Annotated in this window: 28 protein-coding genes; 9 read left to right on the plus strand and 19 right to left on the minus strand. The window is 72.5% G+C overall.

Translation table 11 applies throughout. The features are described 5' to 3' along the window. Positions 1 to 193 precede the first annotated feature (193 nt). From IF651_RS08870 to IF651_RS08880, 3 genes are all read left to right on the plus strand, one after another. Complete coding sequence (locus tag IF651_RS08870; RefSeq protein ID WP_191828755.1) at positions 194 to 643, plus strand: Fur family transcriptional regulator; 450 nt, start codon at positions 194 to 196, stop codon at positions 641 to 643. Positions 644 to 810: 167 nt separating this feature from the next. Further along, on the plus strand, positions 811 to 2,322 hold the full coding sequence (locus IF651_RS08875; RefSeq protein ID WP_191828756.1) for a catalase: 1,512 nt from the start codon (positions 811 to 813) through the stop codon (positions 2,320 to 2,322). 102 nt (positions 2,323 to 2,424) lie between these two features. Beyond that, positions 2,425 to 2,787: a DUF1844 domain-containing protein gene (locus tag IF651_RS08880; protein WP_191828757.1), complete on the plus strand. Its 363-nt coding sequence runs from the start codon at positions 2,425 to 2,427 to the stop codon at positions 2,785 to 2,787. On the opposite strand, the gene IF651_RS08885 is transcribed toward IF651_RS08880, so the two are convergent. Beyond that, complete coding sequence (locus IF651_RS08885; RefSeq protein ID WP_191828758.1) at positions 2,768 to 3,055, minus strand: hypothetical protein; 288 nt, start codon at positions 3,053 to 3,055, stop codon at positions 2,768 to 2,770. The two genes, IF651_RS08880 and IF651_RS08885, sit on opposite strands and share 20 nt — an antisense overlap. Positions 3,056 to 3,059: 4 nt before the next feature. Between IF651_RS08885 and IF651_RS08890 the strand changes: the two genes are divergently transcribed. The 3 genes from IF651_RS08890 to IF651_RS08900 all read left to right on the plus strand — a co-directional run bounded on the left by IF651_RS08890 (position 3,060) and on the right by IF651_RS08900 (position 4,854). After that, positions 3,060 to 3,548 (plus strand): hypothetical protein, encoded by a 489-nt coding sequence (locus tag IF651_RS08890; protein WP_191828759.1) that lies wholly within the window; start codon positions 3,060 to 3,062, stop codon positions 3,546 to 3,548. Then, positions 3,545 to 4,288, plus strand: a complete 744-nt coding sequence (locus IF651_RS08895; RefSeq protein WP_191828760.1) for a trypsin-like peptidase domain-containing protein — start codon at positions 3,545 to 3,547, stop codon at positions 4,286 to 4,288. The genes IF651_RS08890 and IF651_RS08895 overlap by 4 nt, the downstream gene beginning before the upstream one ends. 80 nt (positions 4,289 to 4,368) lie before the next feature. After that, entirely contained in the window at positions 4,369 to 4,854 is a 486-nt protein-coding gene (locus IF651_RS08900; RefSeq protein WP_191828761.1) for a hypothetical protein, read from the plus strand. A 43-nt stretch (positions 4,855 to 4,897) separates the two neighbouring features. Here the strand turns inward: IF651_RS08900 and IF651_RS08905 are convergent, their stop codons facing one another. From IF651_RS08905 to IF651_RS08935, 7 genes are read right to left on the minus strand one after another with little or no spacing between them, the layout of a single operon-like run. Then, positions 4,898 to 5,638, minus strand: a complete 741-nt coding sequence (locus tag IF651_RS08905; protein WP_191828762.1) for an SseB family protein — start codon at positions 5,636 to 5,638, stop codon at positions 4,898 to 4,900. Continuing rightward, complete coding sequence (priA, locus tag IF651_RS08910) at positions 5,635 to 6,366, minus strand: bifunctional 1-(5-phosphoribosyl)-5-((5-phosphoribosylamino)methylideneamino)imidazole-4-carboxamide isomerase/phosphoribosylanthranilate isomerase PriA (protein ID WP_191828763.1); 732 nt, start codon at positions 6,364 to 6,366, stop codon at positions 5,635 to 5,637. The genes IF651_RS08905 and priA overlap by 4 nt, the downstream gene beginning before the upstream one ends. 40 nt (positions 6,367 to 6,406) lie before the next feature. Continuing rightward, positions 6,407 to 7,075: an imidazole glycerol phosphate synthase subunit HisH gene (gene hisH, locus IF651_RS08915; RefSeq protein ID WP_191828764.1), complete on the minus strand. Its 669-nt coding sequence runs from the start codon at positions 7,073 to 7,075 to the stop codon at positions 6,407 to 6,409. Next, positions 7,072 to 7,629, minus strand: coding sequence for a hypothetical protein (locus IF651_RS08920; RefSeq protein ID WP_338403857.1), 558 nt, complete (start codon positions 7,627 to 7,629; stop codon positions 7,072 to 7,074). The genes hisH and IF651_RS08920 overlap by 4 nt, the downstream gene beginning before the upstream one ends. Beyond that, positions 7,626 to 8,243 carry an imidazoleglycerol-phosphate dehydratase HisB gene (hisB, locus tag IF651_RS08925; RefSeq protein ID WP_191828765.1) on the minus strand — a complete coding sequence of 206 codons (618 nt, stop codon included), beginning with the start codon at positions 8,241 to 8,243 and terminating at the stop codon, positions 7,626 to 7,628. The genes IF651_RS08920 and hisB overlap by 4 nt, the downstream gene beginning before the upstream one ends. Beyond that, on the minus strand, positions 8,240 to 9,388 hold the full coding sequence (locus IF651_RS08930) for a histidinol-phosphate transaminase (RefSeq protein ID WP_191828766.1): 1,149 nt from the start codon (positions 9,386 to 9,388) through the stop codon (positions 8,240 to 8,242). Before IF651_RS08930 ends, hisB begins: the two co-directional genes overlap by 4 nt. A 57-nt stretch (positions 9,389 to 9,445) precedes the next feature. Then, positions 9,446 to 9,919, minus strand: a complete 474-nt coding sequence (locus tag IF651_RS08935; protein WP_191828767.1) for a Rieske (2Fe-2S) protein — start codon at positions 9,917 to 9,919, stop codon at positions 9,446 to 9,448. Positions 9,920 to 10,002: 83 nt separating this feature from the next. Here IF651_RS08935 and IF651_RS08940 point away from each other — a divergent pair, with 83 nt between their 5' ends. Both IF651_RS08940 and IF651_RS08945 read left to right on the plus strand, forming a co-directional pair. Then, complete coding sequence (locus IF651_RS08940; RefSeq protein WP_206715247.1) at positions 10,003 to 10,425, plus strand: hypothetical protein; 423 nt, start codon at positions 10,003 to 10,005, stop codon at positions 10,423 to 10,425. A gap of 337 nt (positions 10,426 to 10,762) precedes the next feature. Continuing rightward, entirely contained in the window at positions 10,763 to 12,922 is a 2,160-nt protein-coding gene (locus IF651_RS08945) for a RecQ family ATP-dependent DNA helicase (protein ID WP_191828917.1), read from the plus strand. Positions 12,923 to 12,931: 9 nt separating this feature from the next. On the opposite strand, the gene IF651_RS08950 is transcribed toward IF651_RS08945, so the two are convergent. Then, the gene (locus tag IF651_RS08950; RefSeq protein WP_191828768.1) at positions 12,932 to 13,405 is read right to left on the minus strand and encodes a GNAT family N-acetyltransferase; all 474 of its coding nucleotides are present in this window, start codon (positions 13,403 to 13,405) and stop codon (positions 12,932 to 12,934) included. A gap of 11 nt (positions 13,406 to 13,416) precedes the next feature. Next, entirely contained in the window at positions 13,417 to 14,742 is a 1,326-nt protein-coding gene (gene hisD / locus IF651_RS08955; RefSeq protein WP_191828769.1) for a histidinol dehydrogenase, read from the minus strand. Between the two features lie 50 nt (positions 14,743 to 14,792). Here hisD and IF651_RS08960 point away from each other — a divergent pair, with 50 nt between their 5' ends. Beyond that, the gene (locus IF651_RS08960; RefSeq protein WP_191828770.1) at positions 14,793 to 15,029 is read left to right on the plus strand and encodes an RNA-binding S4 domain-containing protein; all 237 of its coding nucleotides are present in this window, start codon (positions 14,793 to 14,795) and stop codon (positions 15,027 to 15,029) included. 26 nt (positions 15,030 to 15,055) lie between these two features. On the opposite strand, the gene IF651_RS08965 is transcribed toward IF651_RS08960, so the two are convergent. The 9 genes from IF651_RS08965 to IF651_RS09005 all read right to left on the minus strand — a co-directional run bounded on the left by IF651_RS08965 (position 15,056) and on the right by IF651_RS09005 (position 23,679). After that, entirely contained in the window at positions 15,056 to 15,460 is a 405-nt protein-coding gene (locus IF651_RS08965) for a TIGR03618 family F420-dependent PPOX class oxidoreductase (RefSeq protein WP_191828771.1), read from the minus strand. A gap of 58 nt (positions 15,461 to 15,518) precedes the next feature. Next, positions 15,519 to 19,067 carry a DNA polymerase III subunit alpha gene (gene dnaE / locus IF651_RS08970; protein WP_191828772.1) on the minus strand — a complete coding sequence of 1,183 codons (3,549 nt, stop codon included), beginning with the start codon at positions 19,065 to 19,067 and terminating at the stop codon, positions 15,519 to 15,521. A gap of 49 nt (positions 19,068 to 19,116) precedes the next feature. Beyond that, positions 19,117 to 19,641 (minus strand): GNAT family N-acetyltransferase, encoded by a 525-nt coding sequence (locus IF651_RS08975; protein WP_338403858.1) that lies wholly within the window; start codon positions 19,639 to 19,641, stop codon positions 19,117 to 19,119. After that, on the minus strand, positions 19,638 to 20,570 hold the full coding sequence (locus tag IF651_RS08980) for an RluA family pseudouridine synthase (protein WP_191828773.1): 933 nt from the start codon (positions 20,568 to 20,570) through the stop codon (positions 19,638 to 19,640). Before IF651_RS08980 ends, IF651_RS08975 begins: the two co-directional genes overlap by 4 nt. Further along, a complete protein-coding gene (gene lspA / locus IF651_RS08985; RefSeq protein ID WP_191828774.1) occupies positions 20,567 to 21,262 on the minus strand; it encodes a signal peptidase II in 696 nt (231 codons plus the stop codon). Before lspA ends, IF651_RS08980 begins: the two co-directional genes overlap by 4 nt. Positions 21,263 to 21,321: 59 nt before the next feature. Then, positions 21,322 to 21,783: a TraR/DksA family transcriptional regulator gene (locus tag IF651_RS08990; protein WP_191828775.1), complete on the minus strand. Its 462-nt coding sequence runs from the start codon at positions 21,781 to 21,783 to the stop codon at positions 21,322 to 21,324. A 131-nt stretch (positions 21,784 to 21,914) separates the two neighbouring features. Then, positions 21,915 to 22,592, minus strand: coding sequence for a DivIVA domain-containing protein (locus IF651_RS08995; RefSeq protein ID WP_191828776.1), 678 nt, complete (start codon positions 22,590 to 22,592; stop codon positions 21,915 to 21,917). Positions 22,593 to 22,785: 193 nt separating this feature from the next. After that, a complete protein-coding gene (locus tag IF651_RS09000) occupies positions 22,786 to 23,076 on the minus strand; it encodes a YggT family protein (RefSeq protein ID WP_338403859.1) in 291 nt (96 codons plus the stop codon). 120 nt (positions 23,077 to 23,196) lie between these two features. Then, the gene (locus IF651_RS09005; protein ID WP_191828778.1) at positions 23,197 to 23,679 is read right to left on the minus strand and encodes a cell division protein SepF; all 483 of its coding nucleotides are present in this window, start codon (positions 23,677 to 23,679) and stop codon (positions 23,197 to 23,199) included. Positions 23,680 to 23,714 lie beyond the last annotated feature (35 nt).

Below are 23,714 nucleotides of genomic sequence, written 5' to 3' on the forward strand. Positions count from 1 at the left end.
ACTTCGGCGGATCGGATCGAACAGGTCGGTCAGCCATCAATGCTAGCAGACCCTCGGCGGGTCGCTGTTCGCCCTTCGCGAGCCGTCCCCATGCCGTCCGCGTCGCTCCCTCCGCGACCGCCGCACGCGCCGCGCGTTCGATGGGATCGGTCCATCATTGGAACGATTCCACTCTAGTGGCTAGGGTGGAACCATGACCGCAGCCACCCCGACCTCGGCCGCACCGGCGCGCCGTGCCCGGCACGAGGCAGAGCTGCGCGCTCACGGCCTGCGGGTCACGGCCGCGCGGCTCGCCGCGCTCGACGCGGTGGACGACCACCAGCACGCCGACGCCGACACCGTGCTTCGTACGGTCCGCGGCGCCCTGGGCTCCGTCTCCGTCCAGGCCGTCTACGACGTGCTGAACACGCTGACCGACAAGGGCATCGTGCGACGCATCGAGCCGGCCGGCCATCCCGCCCGCTACGAACGACGGGTCGGCGACAACCACCACCACGTCGTGTGCCGCGAGTGTGGCGCGGTGGCCGACGTCGACTGCGCCGTCGGGCACTCCCCCTGCCTCACGCCCGCGGACACCGCCGGGTTCCGGATCGACACCGCCGAGGTGACGTTCTGGGGCCTGTGCCCCGACTGCGCGCGCTGATCCTCGACCGTCCGCCCACGCCTCCGACGCCCACCGACGCCTCCCGACATCCACCGACACCCAGCGACCCGGCACTGCCCGTGCCGTCGACCCGGAATCTTGCGAAGAACATCACCTCTGCGCGGGTCGGAACACGACCCGTGCACCGCCCCGACGAAGGAGCACCCATGACCGAACCGTTCACCACCACGACCTCCGGCGCCCCGGTCGCCTCGGACGCCCACGCACTGACCGTCGGTGCGGACGGCCCCGTCGTCCTGCACGACCACTACCTCGTCGAGAAGCTCGCGCAGTTCAACCGCGAGCGGGTCCCCGAGCGTGTCGTCCACGCGAAGGGCGGTGGCGCGTTCGGCACGTTCACCGTGACGGGCGACGTGTCCGCGTACACCCGCGCCGCGGTCTTCCAGCCCGGCGCCGAGACCGGCATGCTCGCCCGGTTCTCGACCGTCGCGGGCGAGCACGGGTCGCCCGACACGTGGCGCGACCCGCGCGGCTTCGCGCTGAAGTTCTACACGTCCGAGGGCAACTACGACCTCGTCGGGAACAACACCCCCGTCTTCTTCATCCGCGACGGCATCAAGTTCCCCGACTTCATCCACTCCCAGAAGCGCCTGCCGGGCTCGAACCTGCGCGACAACGACATGCAGTGGGACTTCTGGTCGCTCTCCCCCGAGTCGGCGCACCAGGTGACGTGGCTGATGGGCTCGCGCGGGCTGCCCCGCTCGTGGCGCGAGATGAACGGCTACGGCTCGCACACCTACCAGTGGATCAATGCGGCCGGCGAACGGTTCTGGGTCAAGTACCACTTCGTCTCGGCGCAGGGCGTGCACGCGCTCTCGGACGACGAGGCGGCCCAGCTCGCCGGCTCCGACGCCGACCACCACATCCGCGACCTGCACGAGCACATCGAGGCCGGCGAGCACCCCCGCTGGACGCTCAAGGTCCAGGTCATGCCGTACGAGGACGCGAAGAGCTACCGGTTCAACCCGTTCGACCTCACGAAGGTCTGGCCGCACGACGACTACCCGCTCGTCGAGGTCGGGGTGATGGAGCTGAACCGCAACCCGGAGAACTACTTCGCCGAGATCGAGCAGGCGACGTTCGCCCCGTCCAACTTCGTGCCCGGCATCGCGGCCAGCCCCGACAAGATGCTGCTCGCGCGGATCTTCTCCTACGCCGACGCCCACCGGTACCGCGTGGGCACCAACCACGCACAGCTGCCCGTGAATGCGCCGCAGACTCACGACGCAGGGCACTCGTACGCCAAGGACGGGAACATGCGGTTCGAGTTCGCCGGCGCCACCACGCCGGTCTACGCACCGAACTCGCGCGGCGGTGCGCACGCCGAACCCGCGCGCGCGGGCGAGTCGTCGGGCTGGGAGTCCGACGGCGAGCTCACCCGCAGCGCGGCGACGCTGCACGCGCAGGACGACGACTTCGGCCAGGCCGGCACGCTCTACCGCGAGGTGTTCGACGACGCGGAGCGGTCCCGCTTCCTCGACACGATCACCGGCCACGTGGGCGGCGTGCGCGACGACGAGATCCGCGAACGGGCGATCGGGTACTGGACGAACGTCGACGCCGACCTCGGCGCGGCGCTGCGGGCCGCGCTGCGCGCCGACGGCGCCCCGGTGGAGGTCGGCGAGCCGGGCACCGCGAGCGAGCCGGTGCGCGTCTGACCGCTGCCCAGCAGCCGGGTCCCGGGTGCAGGTGGCGTCAGGTCACGCCACCTGCACCCGGGCGACTGCGAGCGGTCCTGCGCGGATGGGATGATGGAACGCATGAGCACCGAGGAGTCATCCGCGTACGGCGCGACCGACCAGGCCGTGCGGGACATCGCCGACGTGGCAGCGGTCGAGGTCATCACCTCGGCCGCCGTGCACCTCATGAGCGCGGCAGCGGTCAAGTGCGGGCTCGCGGAGGACGCGGACGCGCACGAGCACCTCGACCTCGACGAGGCCCGCAAGCTCATCACAGCGCTCGCGGCGCTCGTCACCGCGAGCGCCCCCGACATCGGCAACCAGCACGCCCGCTCGCTGCGCGACGGGCTGCGCTCGCTCCAGCTCGCGTTCCGCGAGGCCTCCGTCTACCCGGACCCCCCGGGCGACGGTCCCGGCGAGAAGTTCACGGGCCCCGTGAGTTGAGCACACCCTCCACGTCGTCGTCCCCGGACGGGGCCGACGACGCTCCGCCGCCGGCTCGTCGCACTCCTGCCGGCTCCACGGGGGTGTTCGAGCCCGTGGCCCCGCCCCCGAGGCACGCCCACCCCGACGCGGTGCCGTCCGGTACCGACCCTGCCAGCCCGCCGTCCGACCTGGCCGAGTCGTCCGAGCCGTCCGAGCGGACGTCGACGCCGGCCGAAGGGACGTCGACGCGCGGCACCGCGCGACGACGCAGGGCACGACGGAGCACCGTCGTGATCGTCCTGCTGTCCCTCGCACTGCTCGCGATGCTCGGCCTGGCGGCCTACCTGTGGGTCACGACGACCCGGTGGCAGGAGTCCAGCGCCGACTGGGAGGACGAGGCGCGATCGCTCGGCGCCGACGTCGCGTCGCTGCAGTCCGAGCTCGACGGCGCGAACGCCGAGCTGGACTCGGCGCGGACCCAGCTCGGCACGGCGCAGGACCGCATCGCCGACCTCGCGAACGAGAAGGCACAGCTCGGCGACGAGAACGAGGCCTCGCAGCAGTATCTCGACTACCAGAGCCGCGTCTCCGACGCTGCCGGGACCGTCGCCGCCGCGCTCACCCAGTGCACGACGGCGCAGTCCGAGCTCATCGGCTACCTGGACGACCCCGACGCGTACGACCAGGAGGACCTCGACCGGTTCGCCGAGCAGGTCGACGACCTGTGTCAGGCGGCCACCGACGCGAACGACCAGCTCCAGCTGGAGCTCGCGGAGTGAGCGGCCCTCGCACCGCGCACCGCACCCGTGCCGCGCTCGCCCTCGTCGTCACCGCGACCCTCGGCGCCGGGTGCGGGATCCTCCCCGAGCTCCCGCCCGACCTCCCGGACAGCGTCGTGCCCTCGGTCCCCCCGGCTCAGGACCCGGCGGGCGCCGACACCCTCTCCCCCGACGGCTCGGACGCGGTGGAGCGCATGGCCGTGCGGATCCGCAACGTAGGGTGCGACGGCCTGTCGACGGGTTCCGGCTTCGCGATCGACGCACGCACGCTCATCACCAACAAGCACGTCGTGGACTCCTCGCGCTCGCTGCAGCTGCTCTCCTACGACGGACGGGACATCCCCGTCGACACCGCGAGCACGGCAGAGCTGGCGGACCTCGCCGTCGTGCGCACGAGCGAGGACCTGCCCTCCTACCCGGACCTCGCGACGTCCGATCCCGTACGGGGCGACCCCGTGACCGTCGTCGGGTATCCCGAGGGGGGACGGCTCACGATCACGGCGGGCAGCGTCATCGGCACCACCACCGACCCCCTCCACGAGAACCTCGGAGAGGTCCTGCTGACCGACGCACCCGTCGAGCCGGGCAGCTCGGGCTCTGCCGCGCTCGACGACGACGGCCGGGTGATCGGTGTCGTCTACGCCAAGACCTCGACCGACAAGTCGCTCCTGGTCCCGGTCAGCACGCTGCAGGACATGCTCGCCGACGAGGCCATGTTCGTCCCGCTCACCGAGTGCTAGGCACGCCCGGGCGCACGGCTCCGGGACGCGCCCGGCGGTTCGCGAGCGGTGCCGCGCCACGCGGTCTAGTCTCGGGAGCCATGGGCACACAGGAGAACACGGGCGCCGACGTCGACCCGGCGTACATCACCAACGCAGCACGGGACACCTTCTCGGTCCGCCGGGTGTTTGGCGAGGCCTACGAACGCGAGGGCACGCTCGTCATCCCGGTCGCGACCGTCTGGGGCGGAACCGGTTCCGGGTGGGGGGCGGGCTCCGGCGAGCTGTCCGGCAAGGGTGCCGCGGGCCTGCCCGCGATCGGACGCCGGCCACGCGCGGACGACGGGCCCGCGGGCGACCCGGGGTCCGGCAACGCCGACGGCGAGGCCGGCGGCGAGGGCTCGGGCGGCGGCGGCGGGTTCGGCGTGCGGGTCAAGGCCACCGGCGTGTACGTGGTCGACGCGGACGGCGTGCGCTGGCAGCCGAGCCTGGACGTCAATCGCATCATCCTCGGTGGCCAGGCCGTGGCCGCGGCCGTCGGCGTGGCCGCGGCGATCGCGTGGGGTGTCTCCCGGCTGCGTCGCTGACGACGTCGGAGGATCGCCGTGGGCCGGGCGGGCCGTCCGTCCGTCAGGCCGCGCGACCGATCCTGAGCTCGAGACCGTCCACCCGCTCCGAGACGACCTCGGCGCGGGCGAGCGCGGCGTTCACCTGCGCGAGCACCACGTCCAGCCCGGCGCGGTCGAGGCCCGGCTCGATCCGCAGGACGACAGCCACCTCCGCGCGCCGGCCCGGCTCGGCCCATGCGCGGGCGAGGTGCGTGATGCCTGCCAGCGCGGTGCGGATCGCGCTGTCGACCTCCGGTGCGACGACGCCGTCGGTCACCGCCGGGAGCCACGGCCTGCCCTGGGCGAGAGCCCACACGGCAGGACGCGGGACGAGCGCGGTGATCGGTCCGGCGGGGTCGACCACGAGCAACGACCAGTCCTCGTTCACTGCCGAGAGCGCGGCCCGGCGCGCCTCCACCGGGACGGGCCGAGCGTCGGCGCGCCACGCGGCCATCGCTGCGACGGAGGTGAACACGGGCAGCGCTCGGCGCCCGTCGGGAGACTCGAGCGCGACCACCCCGGCGCTCGCCTCCTTGTCCACCTCGTATCCGTGCTCCCCCGCGCCCGACTCGCCGAGCTCGGCGAGGATCGGCACGAGCACGCGCGTCCCGGCCAGGAGGGCGACGACGTCGGGCAGCGCGGCCTCGCCGTCCCGGTAGCGCGTGAGCGCCGTGGCGAGCCCGGGGTCCGCGGACCCGTCGTCGCCCGCGAAGCCCGACGACGGCGGGAGCGGCTTGCCCGCGGACTCGGGGCCGGGTGTCACGCTCTGCCCGCGACGTCGAGCGCCTGCGGCAGGGTGAACGCTCCCGCGTACAGCGCCTTGCCCACGATCGCGCCCTCGACGCCGGCCGAGACGAGGGAGCGCAGCGCCTCGAGGTCCGCGAGGCTCGAGATGCCGCCGGAGGCGACGACGGGAGCCTCGGTGCGCGACGCGACGTCGCGCAAGAGGTCCAGGTTCGGCCCGCGCAGCGTCCCGTCCTTGGTCACGTCGGTGACGACGTAGCGGGCGCAGCCCGCGACCTCGAGCCGGTCGAGCACCTCCCACAGGTCGCCGCCCTCCTGGGTCCACCCGCGCGCGGCCAGCGTCGTCCCGCGCACGTCGAGGCCGACGGCGATCGCGTCGCCGTGCTCCGCGATCACCTTCGCGGTCCACTCCGGGTTCTCCAGCGCCGCGGTACCCAGGTTGACCCGGCGGGCGCCGGTGGCCAGCGCGCTCGCGAGCGACGCGTCGTCACGGATACCGCCCGAGAGCTCGACCTGGACGTCGAGCCGGCGCACGACGTCCGCCAGGAGGTCGGCGTTCGAGCCGCGCCCGAACGCCGCGTCGAGGTCCACGAGGTGGATCCACTCGGCGCCCCCGGACTGCCAGTCGAGAGCGGCGGCGAGCGGGTCGCCGTAGGATGTCCCGGAGCCCGCCTCCCCCTGGACGAGGCGGACGGCCTGGCCGTCGGCGACGTCGACGGCGGGCAGCAGGACGAGGCGGTCGGTCACGTGGGTCTCCTGGTTCGGGGCGTGCGGTGTCGTGGGGCGCTCAGAGCGAGCGCACCCAGTTCTCGAGCAGGGTCGCTCCGGCGTCGCCGGACTTCTCGGGGTGGAACTGCGTCGCGGACAACGGCCCGTTCTCGACGGCGGCGACGAAGCGACCGCCGTGGTCGGACCACGTCACGAGCGGCTTGCGGATCGGAGAGTCGGGCGGCAGGTCGGCACCGACGGTGAACGAGCGCGCCGCGTACGAGTGCACGAAGTAGAACCGTTCCGCCTCGACGCCGCGGAACAGCACGCTGCCGTCCGGGACGTCGACGGTGTCCCACCCCATGTGCGGGACGATCTCGGCCTCGAGCCGGTCCACGACGCCCGTCCACTCGCCGAGACCCTCCGCCTCGGTGCCGTGCTCGTCACCGCGCTCGAACATGACCTGCATGCCGACGCAGATGCCGAGCACCGGACGTCCCCCGGCCAGCCGGCGTCCGACGACCTCGTGGCCCCGCACCTCCCGGAGGCCGGCCATGACCGCGGCGAACGCCCCCACGCCGGGGACGACGAGACCGTCGGCGCCCTCGGCGCGGGCACGGTCCGCCGTCAGCTCGACGTCGGCACCGACCCGCTCGAGCGCTCGGACCGCCGAACGCACGTTGCCGAACCCGTAGTCCAGCACGACGACCGAGGGGCGGCGCGGGCCGCCGGGCGTCCCGGCGCTCACTTCTTGCGCGCCTTGCGTGCCGCGGAGGTCAGCATCCGCATGGCCTTGAACCGCGAGATCGACCCGGAGGGGACGATGCCGTCGAGCGCGCCGATCGTCGTCGTGCCCGTGAGCAGGTCCTCCAGCGACTCGGGCGCGCCGCCGAGGACCAGGCCGGGGGCGAGCGTGTCGCCCGCCGCGCCGTCGGTCCACCGGGTCATCGTCAGCTGCTCGCCACGACGCTCGACGAGGATGAGCGGGACGCCCTTGACGAGCGTCGTCAGGGCTGCCGCGGCGTGCGCCGGGGCGTCGCCCGCGGCGTCGCGCAGCACCGCGACGGCTCCGACGTCCGTCGCGACGACGTCCGCCTCCACCTGACCGAGCGAGCACGCGGCCGCGAGCGGCTCGGCCCCGGCGATCTGGGTCACGAGCGCGGCGAACGGCGGTTCGTCGGACGCCGCCAGGCCGGACAGGTCGTCGGGGATCTCGAACCCCTCGAACGAGCCGTCGTCGGAGGTGTCGGCGACCGGGTCGCGGTCCTCGGCGGGGTCACCGGTACGGTCCTGCGAGCTCACAGCGTTCCCTTCGTGGACGGCACGCCGTCGACGCGCTCGTCGGGCGCGACAGCAGCACGCAGCGCCCGCGCGAGCGCCTTGAACTGGGCCTCGACGACGTGGTGGGGGTCGCGGCCGGCCAGGACGCGCACGTGCAGGCAGATGCCCGCGTGGTGCGCGATGGACTCGAGCACGTGCCGCGTGAGCGACCCGGTGAAGTGTCCGCCGATGAGGTGGTACTCCTGCCCCTCGGGCTCGCCGGAGTGGACGAGGTAGGGGCGTCCGGACACGTCGACGACGGCGAGCGCGAGCGCCTCGTCGAGCGGCACCGTGGCGTCGCCGAACCGCGAGATGCCGCTCTTGTCGCCGAGCGCGACGCGCAGCGCCTCACCGATCGCGATCGCGACGTCCTCGACCGTGTGGTGGGCGTCGATGTGGGTGTCGCCGCTCGCGGTGACCGTCAGGTCGATGAGCGAGTGCTTGCCCAGCGCGGTGAGCATGTGGTCGTAGAACGGGACGGTCGTCGAGATCTCGGTCCGACCGGTCCCGTCGAGGTCGAGCTCGACGAGGACGCTCGACTCGCTCGTCGTGCGCTCGATACGCCCGGTGCGCCCGGTTCGCTGCGTGCGGCTCACAGTCCTGCCACCTCCACCAGGGCGTCCTTGAACGCCGTCATCTCCTTGCCGGTGCCGATCGACACCCGCAGCCAGCCGTCGGGACCAGTCTCCCGGATGAGCACGCCGCGATCCAGCAGGCCCTGCCAGAGCGCGTGGCGCTCGTCGAACCTTCCGAAGAGCACGAAGTTCGCGTCCGACGCCGCGACCTCCAACGGCCGACCGTCGGGCAGGTGGCGCCCGCGCAGCCACGCGACGGTCGCATCGCGCTCGGCGCGCAAGGTGTCGACCTGCGCGAGCAGCTCGGTCGAGTGCGCGAGCGCGGCACGCGCGACCGCCTGGGTCACGGCCGACAGGTGGTACGGCAGCCGCACGACGCGCAGCGCGTCGACCAGCTCGCGCGACGCCGCGAGGTACCCGACCCGGGCGCCCGCGAGCGCGAACGCCTTGGACATCGTGCGGCTCACGGCGAGGTTCGGGTAGCGGTCCAGCAGCTCGAGTGCCGAGGGCGTCCCGGCCCGGCGGAACTCGCCGTACGCCTCGTCGACCACGACGACGGCCGGTGCTCCCGTGCCGTCGACGTCGGCGCCCAGCGCGGCCTCGCAGACGGCCTCGACCGTCGCCGCGGGCAGCGCCGTCCCCGTCGGGTTGTTGGGGCTCGCGAGCAGCACCACCGACGGCCGTTCACGCGCGATCACGGCGCGCGCGTGGTCGGGGTCGAGCGTGAAGTCGTCCGCGCGCCGCCCCACGACCCACCGCGTGTGCGTGTCGCGCGCGTACTCGGGGTACATCGAGTACGTCGGGGCGAACGACACCGCGGTGCGACCCGGTCCGCCGAACGCCTGCAGCAGGTGCAGCATCACCTCGTTGGACCCGTTCGCCGCCCACACCTGCTCGGGGGCGAGCGACACCCCCGACTCCGTCCCGAGGTACGCGGCGAGGTCCGAGCGCAGCGCCAGGAAGTCACGGTCCGGGTACCGGTTGAGCCCCGTGGCCGCGGAGCGCACCGCCTCGGTGATCGTGTCGACCACGCCGGGAGCGGGCGGGTACGGGTTCTCGTTCACGTTGAGCAGGACGGGCACGTCGAGCTGCGGTGCGCCGTAGGGCGCGGTGCCGGAGAGCTCGGGACGCAGCGGCAGACGCCCGGAGACGAGGGGTGGGGTCACCGGGACAGTCTACGGAAGCCCTCGACGTCGTGGCCCGTGACGTCCGGCACGCGGGCGTCAGGCGGTCGTGACCTCGTCGCCGTCGACCGTGACCGCCACCTCCGGCAGCGGCTCGGGTGCCGGACCGCCCAGCACCGCGCCGGTCGCGAGGTCGAACCTCGACGCGTGGCACGGGCAGCGGAGCTCGTCCTCACCGGGTGCCACCGTGCACCCCTGGTGGGTGCAGATCGCGCTGAAGGCGGCGAAGGTGCCCTCCTCGGGCTGGGTGACCAGGAGCTGCACCCCGTCGAGGGACACGCTCAGTGCACCACCGACCGGGACGTCCTCGACCGCCGCGAGTCCCTGTCCGGGTTCGAGGGCCGACGGCGCGGCGTCGGGGCCGCTCGTGGACGTGCTCTCCTGGGCGCCGCCGTCCCCTCCGCACGCCGCGAGCGTCACCATCGCCGCGCCCGCACCGGTCGCGGCGAGCAGTGTCCGTCGGGTCGGCCCGGGGACGTGTGCCGCCGCCCGCTGGTCGGAGGTATGAGGCATGCTGGTCATTGAAGCACCGCTCCCGGCCCGGTGCATGACCGGGACCACACCTGAAGATGCCGGACGACACCAGGAGGGCCACCGTGACGACCCGCCCCACCCCGCCCGTGCGCGAGGGCCACTTCTTGGGTGCGTGGGTGCTGCGCGCCCTCGCGGCCGCGGGGGTGCTGCTGTCCGCGGACATCCACCTCGTCCTGTGGTCGGAGGGCTATCGGGACATCGAGGTCGTGGGCCCGGCCTTCCTCCTGAACGCCGTCGCCGGTCTGGTGCTCGGCGTCCTGCTCGTCGCGTGGCGGCACTGGCTCCCGCTCGTCGGCACGATGGGTTTCGCGGTGCTGACGCTCGTCGCGTTCTACCTCTCGATCACCGTGGGGTTCTTCGGCGTGCACGAGACCGTCGCCGGCACCCAGGAGGTGCTCGCTGCGGTCGGCGAGTGGGTCGCCCTGCTCGCGGCCGCGGCAGCGCTCGTGGTCGAGCACCGGTGGTCGCGGGACGCCAGGTCCTGATCCGTACGCCGTCGGGATTCCGGCGGCGAGGGCCTGCCGGGCGCGAGGTCGCCTGGGGACGACCGCACACAGGCCCGTGCGGGCGCCTACGATCGGACGGGTGAGCTTCACCGACCCGTATGCCGATCTGCCCGTCCGCCCGGCCGACGAGCCGCCCCCGGAAGACCCCTACGACGACCCCTGGGACGCGCCGGAGGGATCGACCGGCACGGCCGCGGGCAGCGGCCCCGCCGGGTCGGCATCGGAGCGCCGCGACGCGCCGGACGCCGGCGGCCCGCGCGACGACGCCCAGGTCGTGGCGCGCAGCGCCGACGCGACGAAGCGCGCGAAGCTCGCGATGCTGCGCGGGCTGCTCGACGGCGAGTCGTTGCGCGAGGACGCCGAGTCCGCCCTGCGGGCCCTCGTCGGCCGCGACGACGCACAGCTGCGCGACGACCAGTGGCGTGCCATCGAGGCGCTGGTGGCGTTCCGGCGCCGCGCGCTCGTGGTCCAGCGGACCGGGTGGGGCAAGTCCGCCGTCTACTTCGTCGCCACCAAGCTCCTGCGCGACCGCGGCGCCGGGCCCACCGTGATCGTCTCGCCGCTGCTCGCGCTCATGCGCGACCAGATCGCCGCCGCGGCACGCGCCGGCATCCGTGCGGTGACGATCAACTCGGCGAACATGACCGAGTGGGACGAGGTCCACGCAGCGATCGCCGCGGGTGAGGTCGACGTGCTGCTGTGCTCGCCGGAACGGCTCAACAACCCTGGCTTCCGCGACGAGGTGCTCCCCCGGCTCGCGGCCGACGCCGGGCTCGTGGTCGTCGACGAGGCGCACTGCATCTCGGACTGGGGCCACGACTTCCGCCCGGACTACCGCCGCATCCGCACCCTGCTCGCAGACCTTCCGCCCGGCATCCCGGTCCTGGCGACGACGGCGACCGCGAACGAGCGCGTGACCGCCGACGTCGCGGAGCAGCTGGGTGTGCGTGCCGAGGTCGCCTCGGGCGCCACCGGCTCCGACGACGTGCTCGTGCTGCGCGGAGGGCTCGACCGCGAGTCCCTGCACCTCGCCGTGCTCCCCCTCGCCGACCAGCCGACCCGGGTGGCGTGGCTCGTCGAGACCCTCCAGGACGTCGACGGCTCGGGGATCGTGTACTGCCTCACGGTCTCCGCCGCCGAGCAGGTCGCGAGCCAGCTGCGGGCGTCCGGGCTCGCGGTCGCCGCCTACACCGGGAAGACCGACCCCGCCGAGCGTGAGCGTCTCGAGGGCGACCTCAAGGAGAACCGCGTCAAGGCTCTCGTCGCGACGTCCGCGCTGGGGATGGGCTTCGACAAGCCCGACCTGGCGTTCGTCGTGCACCTGGGTGCTCCGAGCTCGCCGATCGCGTACTACCAGCAGGTGGGGCGCGCGGGCCGCGGCGTCGACGACGCCGTCGTCGTGCTGCTCCCCGGCGAGGAGGACCGGCGCATCTGGGAGTGGTTCGCCTCGACCGCGTTCCCTCCGCAGGCGCAGGTGCGCGACACGCTCGCCGCCCTCGAGGCGGGCGGCACGCAGTCGGTGGCGCAGCTCGAGACGCAGGTGGACCTCAAGAGGTCCCGGCTCGAGGGCATGCTCAAGGTGCTCGACGTCGACGGCGCCGTACGCCGCGTCAAGGGCGGCTGGGTGTCCACGGGCGAGCCCTGGACCTACGACGCCGAACGCTACGCACGTGTCGAGGAGAACCGGGCCGCCGAGCAGCGCGCCATGCTCGACTACGAGTCCACGACGGGCTGCCGCATGGCGTTCCTTCGTGCGGTGCTGGACGACCCCGAGCTCGGGCAGGACTGGGAGTGCGGCCGGTGCGACCGCTGCGGCGGGGTCGACCTCCCCCCGGCCCCCGACGCGGAGGCCGTCTCGGCAGCACGCGCCGACATGGACCGTCCCGGCGTCGACGTCGTCGCACGGCGGCAGTGGCCGAGCGGGATGGACCGGCTCGGGCTGGACCTGCGCGGACGCCTCGCCGCGGACGAGCTCGCCGAGACCGGCCGCGCCGTGGCCCGCCTGGACGGACTGGGGTGGTCGGGACCGCTGCGCGAGCTGTTCGCACCCACGGCGCCCGACGCCGAGACGCCCGTGCCCCTGCGCAGCGCGGCCGCACGCGTGCTCGACGACTGGCCCGGGCTGCTCGTCGACGGGGTGGTGGCCGTGCGCTCCGTGACCCGACCGCGCCTCACGTTCCACCTCGCGAACGGCCTGGCGGCCTATCTGGAGCGCCCGCTCGTGGGGGCGGTCGGGCCCACCGAGGGACGTGAGGAGCCGGGGCGCCACGACGTGAACTCCGCGACCCGGCTCGCGGGTGCGGCCGCTCGCCTGCGTCTGGAGCTGCCCGAGGCCGCTCTGGCCGGGCTCGCGGGCAGACGCATCCTGCTCGTGGACGACTACACCGAGTCCGGGTGGACCCTGACCGTCGCGGCACGGCTGCTCCGGCAGGCCGGCGCCGCCGCGGTGCACCCGTTCGTCCTCGGGGTGCGCTGAGCGCTGTCGTCACCAGCGCAGCCGCAGCTCGGTGTACGTCGTGTCCGCGAATCCGAGCGACCGGTAGAGCGCCTCGCCCTCCGGCGTCGCGTGCAGCGAGACCGAGTCGACGTCCGCGTCGCGCGCCCAGGCGATCGCGGCCTCGACGCACGCTCGCGCCAGACCCCTGCCCCGTGCTCGTGGCAGCGTGCAGACGTTCGACAGGTGCGCCGTCGTGCCGTGCGGGTTGCGCGCCGACGGCGCGCCCCGGCCGATCGTCATGAGGGCGCCCGCCACGACCTGGTCGCCGTCGTCCACGAGGAACGCGGCGGCGACGTCCCCGTCGAGCGCCGAGTCGAACCACGCCAGCGCGCGCTCCTGCCACGCGGGGTCGTGGACGTCCTCCTCGCCCATCGCGCGCATGAGCTCGACTCGCAGGAGGACGAGCGCCGGCGCGTCCTGGCGACGCGCGCGGCGCACGACGACCGCACCGGTACCGGTCACAGGAGGTCCGCTCAGAGGAACCGGGCGCGGACGGCCTCGCCGTGGGCCGGCAGGTCCTCGTCGTCGGCCACCGCGACGATCTTGTCCGCGAGCTCTTCGAGAGCGTCCCTGTCGTACTCGATCACCTGGACCGCCTTGACGTAACTGTGGACCCCCAGGCCGCTCGAGAAGTGCGCGCACCCCCCGGTGGGCAGGACGTGGTTCGAGCCGGCCATGTAGTCGCCGAGCGACACCGGCGACCACGGACCGACGAAGATCGCCCCCGCGCTGCGCACACGGTCGGCGAGCGCGGCGGCGTCCTGCGCTTGGATCTCGAGGTGCTCCGCACCGTAGGCGTCCACGACGCGCAACCCGTGCTCGAGGTCGTCGACGAGGACCACCGCGGACTGCGGACCCGCGAGCGCCTGCGCGACGCGCTGCGCGTGCTTGGTCGACGGGACGAGGTCCACGAGCCGCGACTCCACGGCTGCGGCGAGCTCGACGGACGGCGTGACGAGCACCGCCGCCGCCGACGGGTCGTGCTCCGCCTGGCTGATCAGGTCAACCGCGACGTGCCCCGGGTCGGCGGACCCGTCGGCCAGGATCGCGATCTCCGTCGGCCCGGCCTCGGAGTCGATACCCACCACACCCCGCACGAGCCGCTTGGCCGCCGCGACGTACACGTTGCCCGGGCCCGTCACGACGTCCACCGGCTCGCACAGCACCGCACCGTCCTGCGGCTCGGTGCCCGCAGCACCGTAGGCGAACATCGCGACCGCCTGCGCACCACCGGCGGCGTAGACCTCGTCGACGCCGAGCAGCGCGCACGCGGCGAGGATCGTCGGGTGCGGCAGGCCCTGGTTCTCCCGCTGCGGCGGCGAGGCGAGCGCGAGACCGGGCACACCGGCCTCCTGGGCGGCGACGACGTTCATCACGACCGACGACGGGTAGACGGCGAGGCCACCCGGTGCGTACAGCCCGACCCTGCCGACCGGCACCCAGCGCTGGCGGACCTGGGCGCCAGGGGCGACCTGGACGGTGAAGTCCTGCGGTCGCTGCGCAGCGTGGACGAGTCGCACCCGGCGGATCGCCTCCTCGAGCCCGGCGCGCACACGCGGGTCCAGGGTGCGCAGCGCCTCGTCGATCGCGGCTGCCGGCACACGGAGGTGCTCGGGCCGCACCCCGTCGAACCTCTCGGCGTACTCGCGCAGCGCATCGGCGCCGCGCGAACGGACCGCCTCGATGATCGGTGCGACCCGGTGCGTCGCGTCCTCGACGCCGGACTCCGCCCGCGGCAGGGCCTCGACGAGCTCGCGCGCGGACAGGGAGCGGCCTCGGAGATCGATGCGGGTGATCATGCCCCGATTCTAGGGCCGTCCCGCGGGCCGGGCCTGAGACACTGGCGTCCATGGACACGAACGACGCGCCCCGGCCGGTCGAGATCTCCGACGAGGTCATCCGGCTCGGCCAGTTCCTCAAGCTTTCCGGCCTCGTCGACTCGGGCGCCCAGGCGCGCGAGCTGGTCGCCGAGGGCGAGGTCCGGGTCAACGGGGAGGTCGAGACACGCCGTGGACGGCAGCTCCAGCGCGGCGACGTGGTCGCGCTGGACCACCCGCAGGGGTCCGAGCAGGCCGTCGTCGCCTGAGTCTCGGCGGTCGGACCGGCGCCCGGTCAGGCCATGTAGGTCGAGGCCATGACCTTGTCCGGGGTCAGGCGCAGCACCACGCGCTCCGGGTTCGGCTCGAGCCGGCGGTACCGGCGGCCGTAGCGGGCCACGGCCTCCGCGATCTCGGACGCGTCGTCGACGACCTCGACAGTCCCCTCCAAGGTCATCCAGCGCCCGCCGTCGACCTGGCAGACAGCCGCTCGCGAGGGGCCGCCGTCCGGGCCCGGACGACCTGCGTTCCGCGTCTTGACCGAGGTACGGTTCGCCGTGATCCGCACGACGCACTCCTCCGGGTCCCAGGTGAACGCGACCGGGACCACGTGCGGAGTACCGTCCGCCCGCAGCGTCGTGAGGGTGGCCAGGTGACGTTCCGTGACGAAGACCCGTTGCTCGGGGTTGAGGTGGATCACGTGTCCGAGCCTACGGTCTCCGGTCGCCCCCGACGCCCGGTGCCGGCCTACGCGGTGCTCAGCCCACGAGGCACGACGGTCCCAGCAAGGCCTTGAGGTCGCCGAAGAGTGCAGGTGACTTCTCGACCCGCAGCGCGTCGCCGGCCCGCACGACCGTCGTCTTGCCCGGTTCGAGCACCTGGACGTGCACCTCGGCCGAGCCGGGGTGCGTCGCGAGGACCTCGCGCAACCGCGCGACGACCGGCTCGACGCACCGCGTGTGCGGCACACGGACCGCGACGGGCGACTCCGGACCGACCGTGACGTCCGGTAGCGAGACCTCCATGGCCTGCAGCTGCATCGTGTCGTCACGCCGACGCACCCGGCCGCGCAGCACGACGACCTGGTCCTCCGCGAGGGTCGTGGAGTACGCGAGATAGGTCTCGCCGAAGAACATCACCTCGACCGCGCCCTCGAGGTCCTCGATGGTCACGGCCGCCCACGGGTTGCCGTTCTTGCTCATCTTGCGCTGGAGCGAGGTCACCAGGCCGGCGACCGTGACCGTGGACCCGTCCGGTCGGCCTTCGTCGGCGAGGAGGGCCGCGATCCCCGTGTCGGCGGCCCGGGTCAGGACGTGCTCGAGCCCCGAGAGCGGGTGGTCCGAGACGTACAGCCCGAGCATCTCGCGCTCGAACGCGAGACGCTGCTTCTTGTCCCAGTCCGGCAGGTCCGGGATGTCGACGCTGAACGTCATCGAGGGGTCGTCCTGCGCGCCGAGGTCCGCGAACAGGTCGAACTGGCCCTCGGCTTCCTTGCGCTTGACGCTGATCACCGAGTCCACGGCCTGCTCATGGATCACCACGAGCGCCCGCCGCGGATGCCCGAGGGAGTCGAAGGCCCCCGCCTTGACGAGCGACTCGATCGTGCGCTTGTTGCACACGACCGCGGGGACCTTGTCGAGGAAGTCCTGGAACGACGTGAAGGCGCCCTGCTCGTCGCGCGCGGCGATGATCGCGGCGACGACGTTCGCGCCCACGTTGCGCACCGCGGTCAGACCGAAGCGGATGTCCGTGCCCACGGCCGTGAACTTCGCGGCCGAGTCGTTCACGTCCGGCGGCAGGACCGTGATGTGCATGCGGCGGCACTCGTTGAGGTAGAGCGCCATCTTGTCCTTGTCGTCGCGCACGCTCTGGAGCACGGCGGCCATGTACTCGGTGGCGTAGTTCGCCTTGAGGTACGCGGTCCAGTACGCGACGAGGCCGTACCCCGCCGAGTGCGCCTTGTTGAACGCATACCCCGCGAAGGGCACCAGGACGTCCCACACGGCCTTGATCGCCGCGTCGGAGTACCCGCGCTCCTTGCACCCCGCCTCGAAGTTCACGAACTCCTTGGCCAGCACCTCGGGCTTCTTCTTGCCCATCGCGCGACGCAGCAGGTCGGCCTGGCCGAGCGTGTACCCGGCGAGGACCTGCGCTGCACGCTGTACCTGCTCCTGATAGACGATGAGGCCGTGGGTCTCGCCCAGGACCTCGGCCAGCGGCTCCTCGAGCTCGGGGTGGATCGGCTCGACCTTCTGCAGGCCGTTCTTGCGCAAGGCGTAGTTGGTGTGCGAGTTCATGCCCATCGGCCCCGGGCGGTAGAGGGCGATGACTGCCGAGACGTCCTCGAAGTTGTCCGGTCGCATCTGCCGCAGGAGCGCGCGCATAGGGCCGCCGTCGAGCTGGAAGACCCCGAGCGTCTCGCCGCGGGCGAGCAGCTGGTAGGTGGCGACGTCGTCGAGCTGGATCTCCTCGATCGAGACGGCGTCCTTGCCGTTCATCTCGATGTTCTCGAGCGCGTCGTCGAGGATCGTGAGGTTCCGCAGCCCGAGGAAGTCCATCTTGATCAGGCCGAGGCCCTCGGACGTCGGGTAGTCGAACTGCGTGATGACCGCGCCGTCCTGGGGGCGGCGCATGATCGGGATGATGTCGATCAGCGGTTCGCTCGACATGATGACGCCGGCGGCGTGCACGCCCCACTGGCGCTTCAGCCCCTCGATCCCGCGCGCGAGCTCGACGACGCGCTGGGCCTCCGGGTCCGCGTCGTGCTGCTGACGAAACTCTCCCGCCTCCGCGTACCGCTCGTGCTTCGGGTCGAAGATCCCCGACAACGGGATGTCCTTGCCCATGACGGCGGGGGGCATGGCCTTCGTCAGCTTCTCCCCCATCGCGAACGGGAAGCCCAGGAGGCGTGCGGAGTCCTTGAGCGCCTGCTTCGCCTTGATGGTGCCGTACGTGACGATCTGGGCGACGCGGTCGTCACCGTACTTGTCGGTGACGTACCGGATCACCTCGCTGCGCCGACGCTCGTCGAAGTCGACGTCGACGTCGGGCATCGACACGCGCTCGGGGTTGAGGAACCGCTCGAAGATCAACCCGTGCTCGATGGGGTCCAGCTCCGTGATCCCCATGAGGTAGGACGCCATGGACCCGGCGGCCGACCCGCGGCCCGGCCCGACGCGGATCCCCTGCTCCTTGGCCCAGTTGATGAAGTCGGCCACCACCAGGAAGTATCCCGGGAAGCCCATCTGGACGATGACCTCGGTCTCGTACTCCGCCTGCTTGCGCGACGCGTCCGGCACGCCGCCCGGATAGCGCCGGTGCAGCCCCCGCTCGACCTCCTTGACGAACCAGCTCGTCTCGTCCTCGCCGTCGGGGACCGGGAAGCGCGGCATGTAGTTCGCCGCCGTGTTGAACGACACGTCGCACTGCTCGGCGATGAGCAACGTGTTGTCGCACGCCTCGGGCAGCTCGGCGAACAGCCGGCGCATCTCGGCGGCAGACTTCACGTAGTACCCCGTGCCACCGAACTTGAAGCGGTCCGGGTCGTCGAGCGTCGAGCCCGAGTTGATGGCGAGCAGAGCCTCCTGGCTCGAGGCGTCCTCCTCGCGCACGTAGTGCAGGTCGTTCGTGGCGACGGTCCGTGCCCCGATGGTCTCCGCGAGACGCAGCAGGTCCTTGGTGACACGCGTCTCGATGTCGAGGCCGTGGTCCATGAGCTCGACGAAGTACGAGTCCTTGCCGAAGAGGTCCTGCAGCTCGCCCGCGGCGCGCACCGCCTCGTCCCACTGACCGAGCCGCAGCCGCGTCTGGATCTCGCCCGACGGGCATCCCGTCGTCGCGATGAGTCCCTTGCCGTACCGCTGCAGCAGGTCGCGGTCCATGCGCGGCCACTTGCCCATCTGGCCTTCGAGCGACGCGAGCGACGACGCACGGAAGAGGTTGTGCAGGCCCTCGTTGTCCTTCGCGAGCAACGTCATGTGCGTGTAGGCGCCGCGGGCCGAGACGTCGTCGGACTCCTGGCCCTTCTCGCCGAACCGCACGCGCGTCTGGTCGGTCCTGCTCGTGCCCGGCGTGACGTACGCCTCGACACCGATGATGGGCTTGATCCCCTTGGCCTGAGCCTTGGACCAGAAGTCGAACGCCCCGAAGACGTACCCGTGGTCCGTCGTCGCGATCGCCTTCTGCCCGAGGCGGTCCACCTCGTCGAAGAGGTCCCCGATCCGCGCCGCCCCGTCGAGCATCGAGTACTCGGTGTGCACGTGCAGGTGGACGAAGTCGTCGCTCGTCGACGGGCTCGAGGTCGGCATGCGTCGATCCTAGGCCGTGGCGCAGACATCCCCCGAGCGCCGCGGCGGCTCAGCGGGCGACGACGACCTTCACGGCGTCGCGATGGTCGATCCCGGCGTCGAGGTAGACCGCGCCCTGGATCTCGTACCCGAGCCGTGCGTAGAACCCCGCGGCACGGACCTGTGCGGAGAGCTCGACCCGGACCGTCCGTCGACCGCCCCCGCCCCGTACCGCGTGCTCGGCCAGCGCGACGTCCTCCAGTGCGGTCATGACCGCGGCGCCCGCCCCGGTCCCCCGCGCCACCGCGGCGACGGCGACCCGACCGACGTGCACGACGCCCGGGTGACCGGGATCGGTCAGCAGGCGCCCCGTCCCCACGACGGCACCACCGGCCGTCGTGTCCCGCACGAGCACGTGCGTCGTCGTGGTCGCGGTGTCGAGGTCGTCCACCTCCTCCTCCACCGGGACGCCCTGCTCGGCGACGAAGACCTCGAGCCGCAGCGCGTGGGCGGCGGCGAGCCCGGCGTCGTCGCGCACGCGCTCGACGGCGAACCGTCCCGAGGACTGCGCGGCGGCCGCACCGTCCCCGCTCACGTGTATGCCCCGCGCACGACCTCCAGCGCGTGCTGGAGGTCCTCCGGGTACTCGGACCCGACCTCGAACCAGCGGCCGGTCCCCGGATGCTCGAACCCGAGCCGCACGGCGTGCAGCCACTGGCGGGTGAGCCCGACACGCGAGGCCAGGACCGGGTCCGCGCCGTAGGTCAGGTCTCCGACGCACGGGTGGTGCAGCGCGGAGAAGTGCACCCGGATCTGGTGGGTGCGCCCGGTCTCCAGGTGCACCTCGACGAGGGACGCGGCGGGCAGCATCTCGAGCAGCTCGTAGTGCGTCACGGACGGTTTGCCCTCCGCCGTGACGGCGAACTTCCAGGCGTTGCTCGGGTGACGTCCGATCGGGGCGTCGATCGTGCCGGTGGTGGGCTCGGGATGCCCCTGGACGAGCGCGTGGTAGACCTTGTCGACCGTCCGCTCCTTGAACGCCCGCTTGAGGGCGGTGTAGGCGGTCTCGCTCTTGGCCACCACCATGAGACCGGAGGTCCCGACGTCGAGTCGGTGCACCACGCCCTGGCGCTCCGCGGCGCCCGACGTGGAGATGCGGTAGCCGGCCGCCGCGAGCGCGCCGACGACGGTCGGCCCGGTCCAGCCGGGAGACGGGTGCGCGGCCACGCCGACCGGCTTGTCGACCACGACGAGGTCGTCGTCGTCGTGCACGATGCGCATCCCCGGGACGGGCTCGGCGACGACCGGCGGGCCGGGAGGCGCGACGTCCGGTACGTCGACCTCGAGCCACGCCCCGGCGGGCAGCCGGTCCGACTTCCCGACCTCGCGACCGTCGAGCCGGACCCGGCCGTCGGCGGAGAGCTCGGCCGCGCGCGTGCGTGAGAGCCCCAGGAGCCGCGCGATCGCCGCGTCGACGCGCTCGCCGGCCAGCCCGTCGGGAACGGGGAGCGACCGCAGGCTCATCGGTGGCCCTGCGCCTCTCCCGCGGCGTCACCCGTGGCCGGGTCCGAGAGCTCCGACGGCTCCCCGGCACCGAGCGGCCCCTCGACCGGTCCCGTGGCCACGTCGACGTCGTCGTCCGAGCCCTCGGCAGGCTCGGACGGGGTGCCGTGACCGGGCCGCGAGCCGTCGAGACCGACGCCGAGCACGGAGAGGATCGCGATCATGACGGCGGCGGCGACGATCGCGATGTCCGCCACGTTGCCGACGAAGAAGTCCGCGTAGGCGATGAAGTCCACGACCTCACCGCGGGCGAATCCCGGCTCGCGGAACAACCGGTCCACGAGGTTGCCGACCGCTCCGCCGAGCAGGAGGCCGAGCGCCAGCGCCCACCCACGCGACCGGATCCTGCCCATCATGCGCACGATCACGACCACGACCGCGACCACCACGATCGTCAGGAGCCAGGTCATGCCGCTCGCGATCGACAGCGCCGCGCCGTCGTTGTAGACGAGGCGCAGCGAGATCAGGTCGCCGAGGACCGGGACCGGGGCCTCGCCCTGTTCGAGGTCGGACTCCGCCCACCACTTGGTGAGTTGGTCCGCGGCGAGGACGAGGAGCGCGATCGAGGCGGTCAGGCCGACGAGCCGACGACGCGCGGTCGTCGCGGCAGGCTCCGACGGCTCGGGCGCGGCAGGGGGTTCGGTGTGGGACATCGGCGGCAAGTCTGCCATGCCCGGCCCCCGACGGCGGAAGCCGGTCACCGACCGTCCGGTCAGCGACGCTCCTGGCGCTGCTTCGCCTCGACCGACAGCGTGGCGCGCGGGAACGCCTGCAGCCGAGCCTTGCCGATCGGCAGCCCGGTCGCCTCGCACGTGGCGTACGTGCCGTCGGCGATGCGTGCGAGCGCGTGGGTCGTCTGAGCGAGCAGGTCGCGCACGTTGTTGACGAGGGTGAGCTCCTGCTCACGCTCGAGCGCGCTCGACCCGTAGTCGGCCTGGTCGTCGCCGGCGCCGTCGCCCGAGTTGCGCAGGAGGTTGGACAGCTCGGCGTCGGCGGCCTCGAGCTCTTCCTCGAGGCGCTGCTTCTCGTCGAGCAGCCCTGAGGCGAGCGCCTCGATCTCACGCAGCGTCCACGGGTCCTCCCCGTCGCGCACGGGGAAGGACCTCACGTCCTTCGCAAGGTTGGGAAAGGTCTCGCGCACGGCCGACCTGGCCGCGGTGGTGAGCTTGGTCATGGCGCCCCTCCTGGATCAAGTTCCGCGACAGTAGACGCTGGCGGCCGGTGCGCACAACACACCACGCCGACCGCCGCGGGGCGGAAGATCGCAGGTGGGGCGCACCGGCCGTGGCCGACTGCACGCAGGAGTCAGATGCCGGAGGCGAGGTCGCCGGAACGACCGCCGGCGCCACCGACGTTGCTGCGAGGCGGCAGCGCGCTCCCCCGGTTGTCGATGTCGCCCAGGAGGTTCTGCAGGTAGCTCTTGAGGCGCGTGCGATAGTCGCGCTCGAACAGCCGGAGCTCGTCGATCTTGCGCTCGAGGAGCGACCGCTCCTGCTCGAGCTGCGACAGCGTCCGGTGGGAGGTCTCCTCCGCCTCCGTCACGATGCGCTCGCCCTCGGACTTCGCCTCGGCGATCAGGCGGTCACCCTCCTCCTGGCCGGAGCGCACGTAGTCGTCGTGCAGCTTCTGGGCCAGCTGGAGCATTCCCGTCGCGGACTCCGGCTCGGCGCCGCCCTTCTGGACGACGGCCTGGGAGATCGGTGCCGGAGCAGGCGTGGGCGCCGGCTGCGGCTCTGGCTCCGCCGGCGCGTCGTGGACGACCGGAGGCGCCTCGGAGGACGCGTCCTGACGGCTGAGCTCGGCGATCCGGCGCTCGGCCGTGGCGAGCTTCGACTTGAGCCCCTCGTTCTCCTCCTGCACGGAGTTGAGCGTCCTGACGACCTCGTCCAAGAAGTCGTCGACCTCTTCGACGTCGTAGCCCTCGCGGAACTTCGTCGCTGAGAACTTCTTGTTCAGGATGTCCTCTGCAGTCAGCAGTGCCATCGGTTCACCTCGTTGCGTTTGCGTGTCGGTCCGGAAGACCTCGCGGTCACCACGGTCCAAAGTAGCGGAGATTACGGCGTTCGGTCGGGCGTACCCACCGTGCTGCGCGGCGTGGCGCACGGACCGTCGACGGGCGAACCGGACGTAGCGGCCACTCGGACGCGGTTGCGGCGGTCCGACGGTGAGATACGCCTCACAGTGCCGACACGACCTGCGCCGCGATCGTCACCGCGAAGAACAGGATGAGGAACGCCAGGTCGAGCCGTACCTGCCCGAGCGTCAGAGGCGGGATCACGCGGCGGATCGCGCGCAGGGGCGGATCGGTCGGGGTGTAGATCACCTCCGCCAGCACGAGCATCGCACCGCGAGGTCGCCACTCCCGCGCGAAGAACTGCACCCAGTCGAGCACGAGCCGACCGATGAGCAGCAGGAGGTACAGCCAGAGCAGCAGGCCGAGGATGTCGGTGACGAGGTCCCAGATCACGGGACAACTGTGCCAGACGTCGTCAGGCATCCCGAACGCACGACACGCGCCGCGAGCACCCGGCGACGGGTGCTCAGGACGCGTGCGTGCATGTCACCGAGGTCGGCGACGCGTGCGCGGTCAGGACTGGTTGTAGAACGCCGAGGTGCTCTGCGGGGGCGGCGCCTGCTCCTCGCCCGTGATCTCGACGTGCTCGGGCGAGAGGAGGAACACCTTGTTGGTCACCCGCTCGATCGCGCCGTGCAGCCCGAAGATCAGGCCGGCGGAGAAGTCCACGAGCCGCTTCGCGTCGGCGTCGTCCATGTCGGAGAGGTTCATGATGACCGGCGTCCCTCCCCGGAACGCCTCGCCGATCACCCGGGCGTCGTTGTACGACCGCGGGTGCACGGTCGTGATGCGGCGCAGCTCCGAGGCCGACATCGAGGTCTGCGGGACCTCGCGCGGACCGAGTCCGCGATGCAGCGGAGTCACCTGGGCCTGGTAGTCGTTCGGCACGTCAGCCCCCGTCTCGTCGTACTCCTCGACGTACTCGTCCTGCTCGTCCTCGCCTCGATCATCTGCGAGGCCCAGATACAGCATGGTCTTGCGCAGTGCTCCAGCCATGGGCCTAGCTCCGTCCTCACTCGCCACCTCGGACC

Origin of the sequence: Cellulosimicrobium arenosum, assembly GCF_014837295.1 — a bacterium.
In the GTDB taxonomy this organism is placed as follows: domain Bacteria; phylum Actinomycetota; class Actinomycetes; order Actinomycetales; family Cellulomonadaceae; genus Cellulosimicrobium; species Cellulosimicrobium arenosum.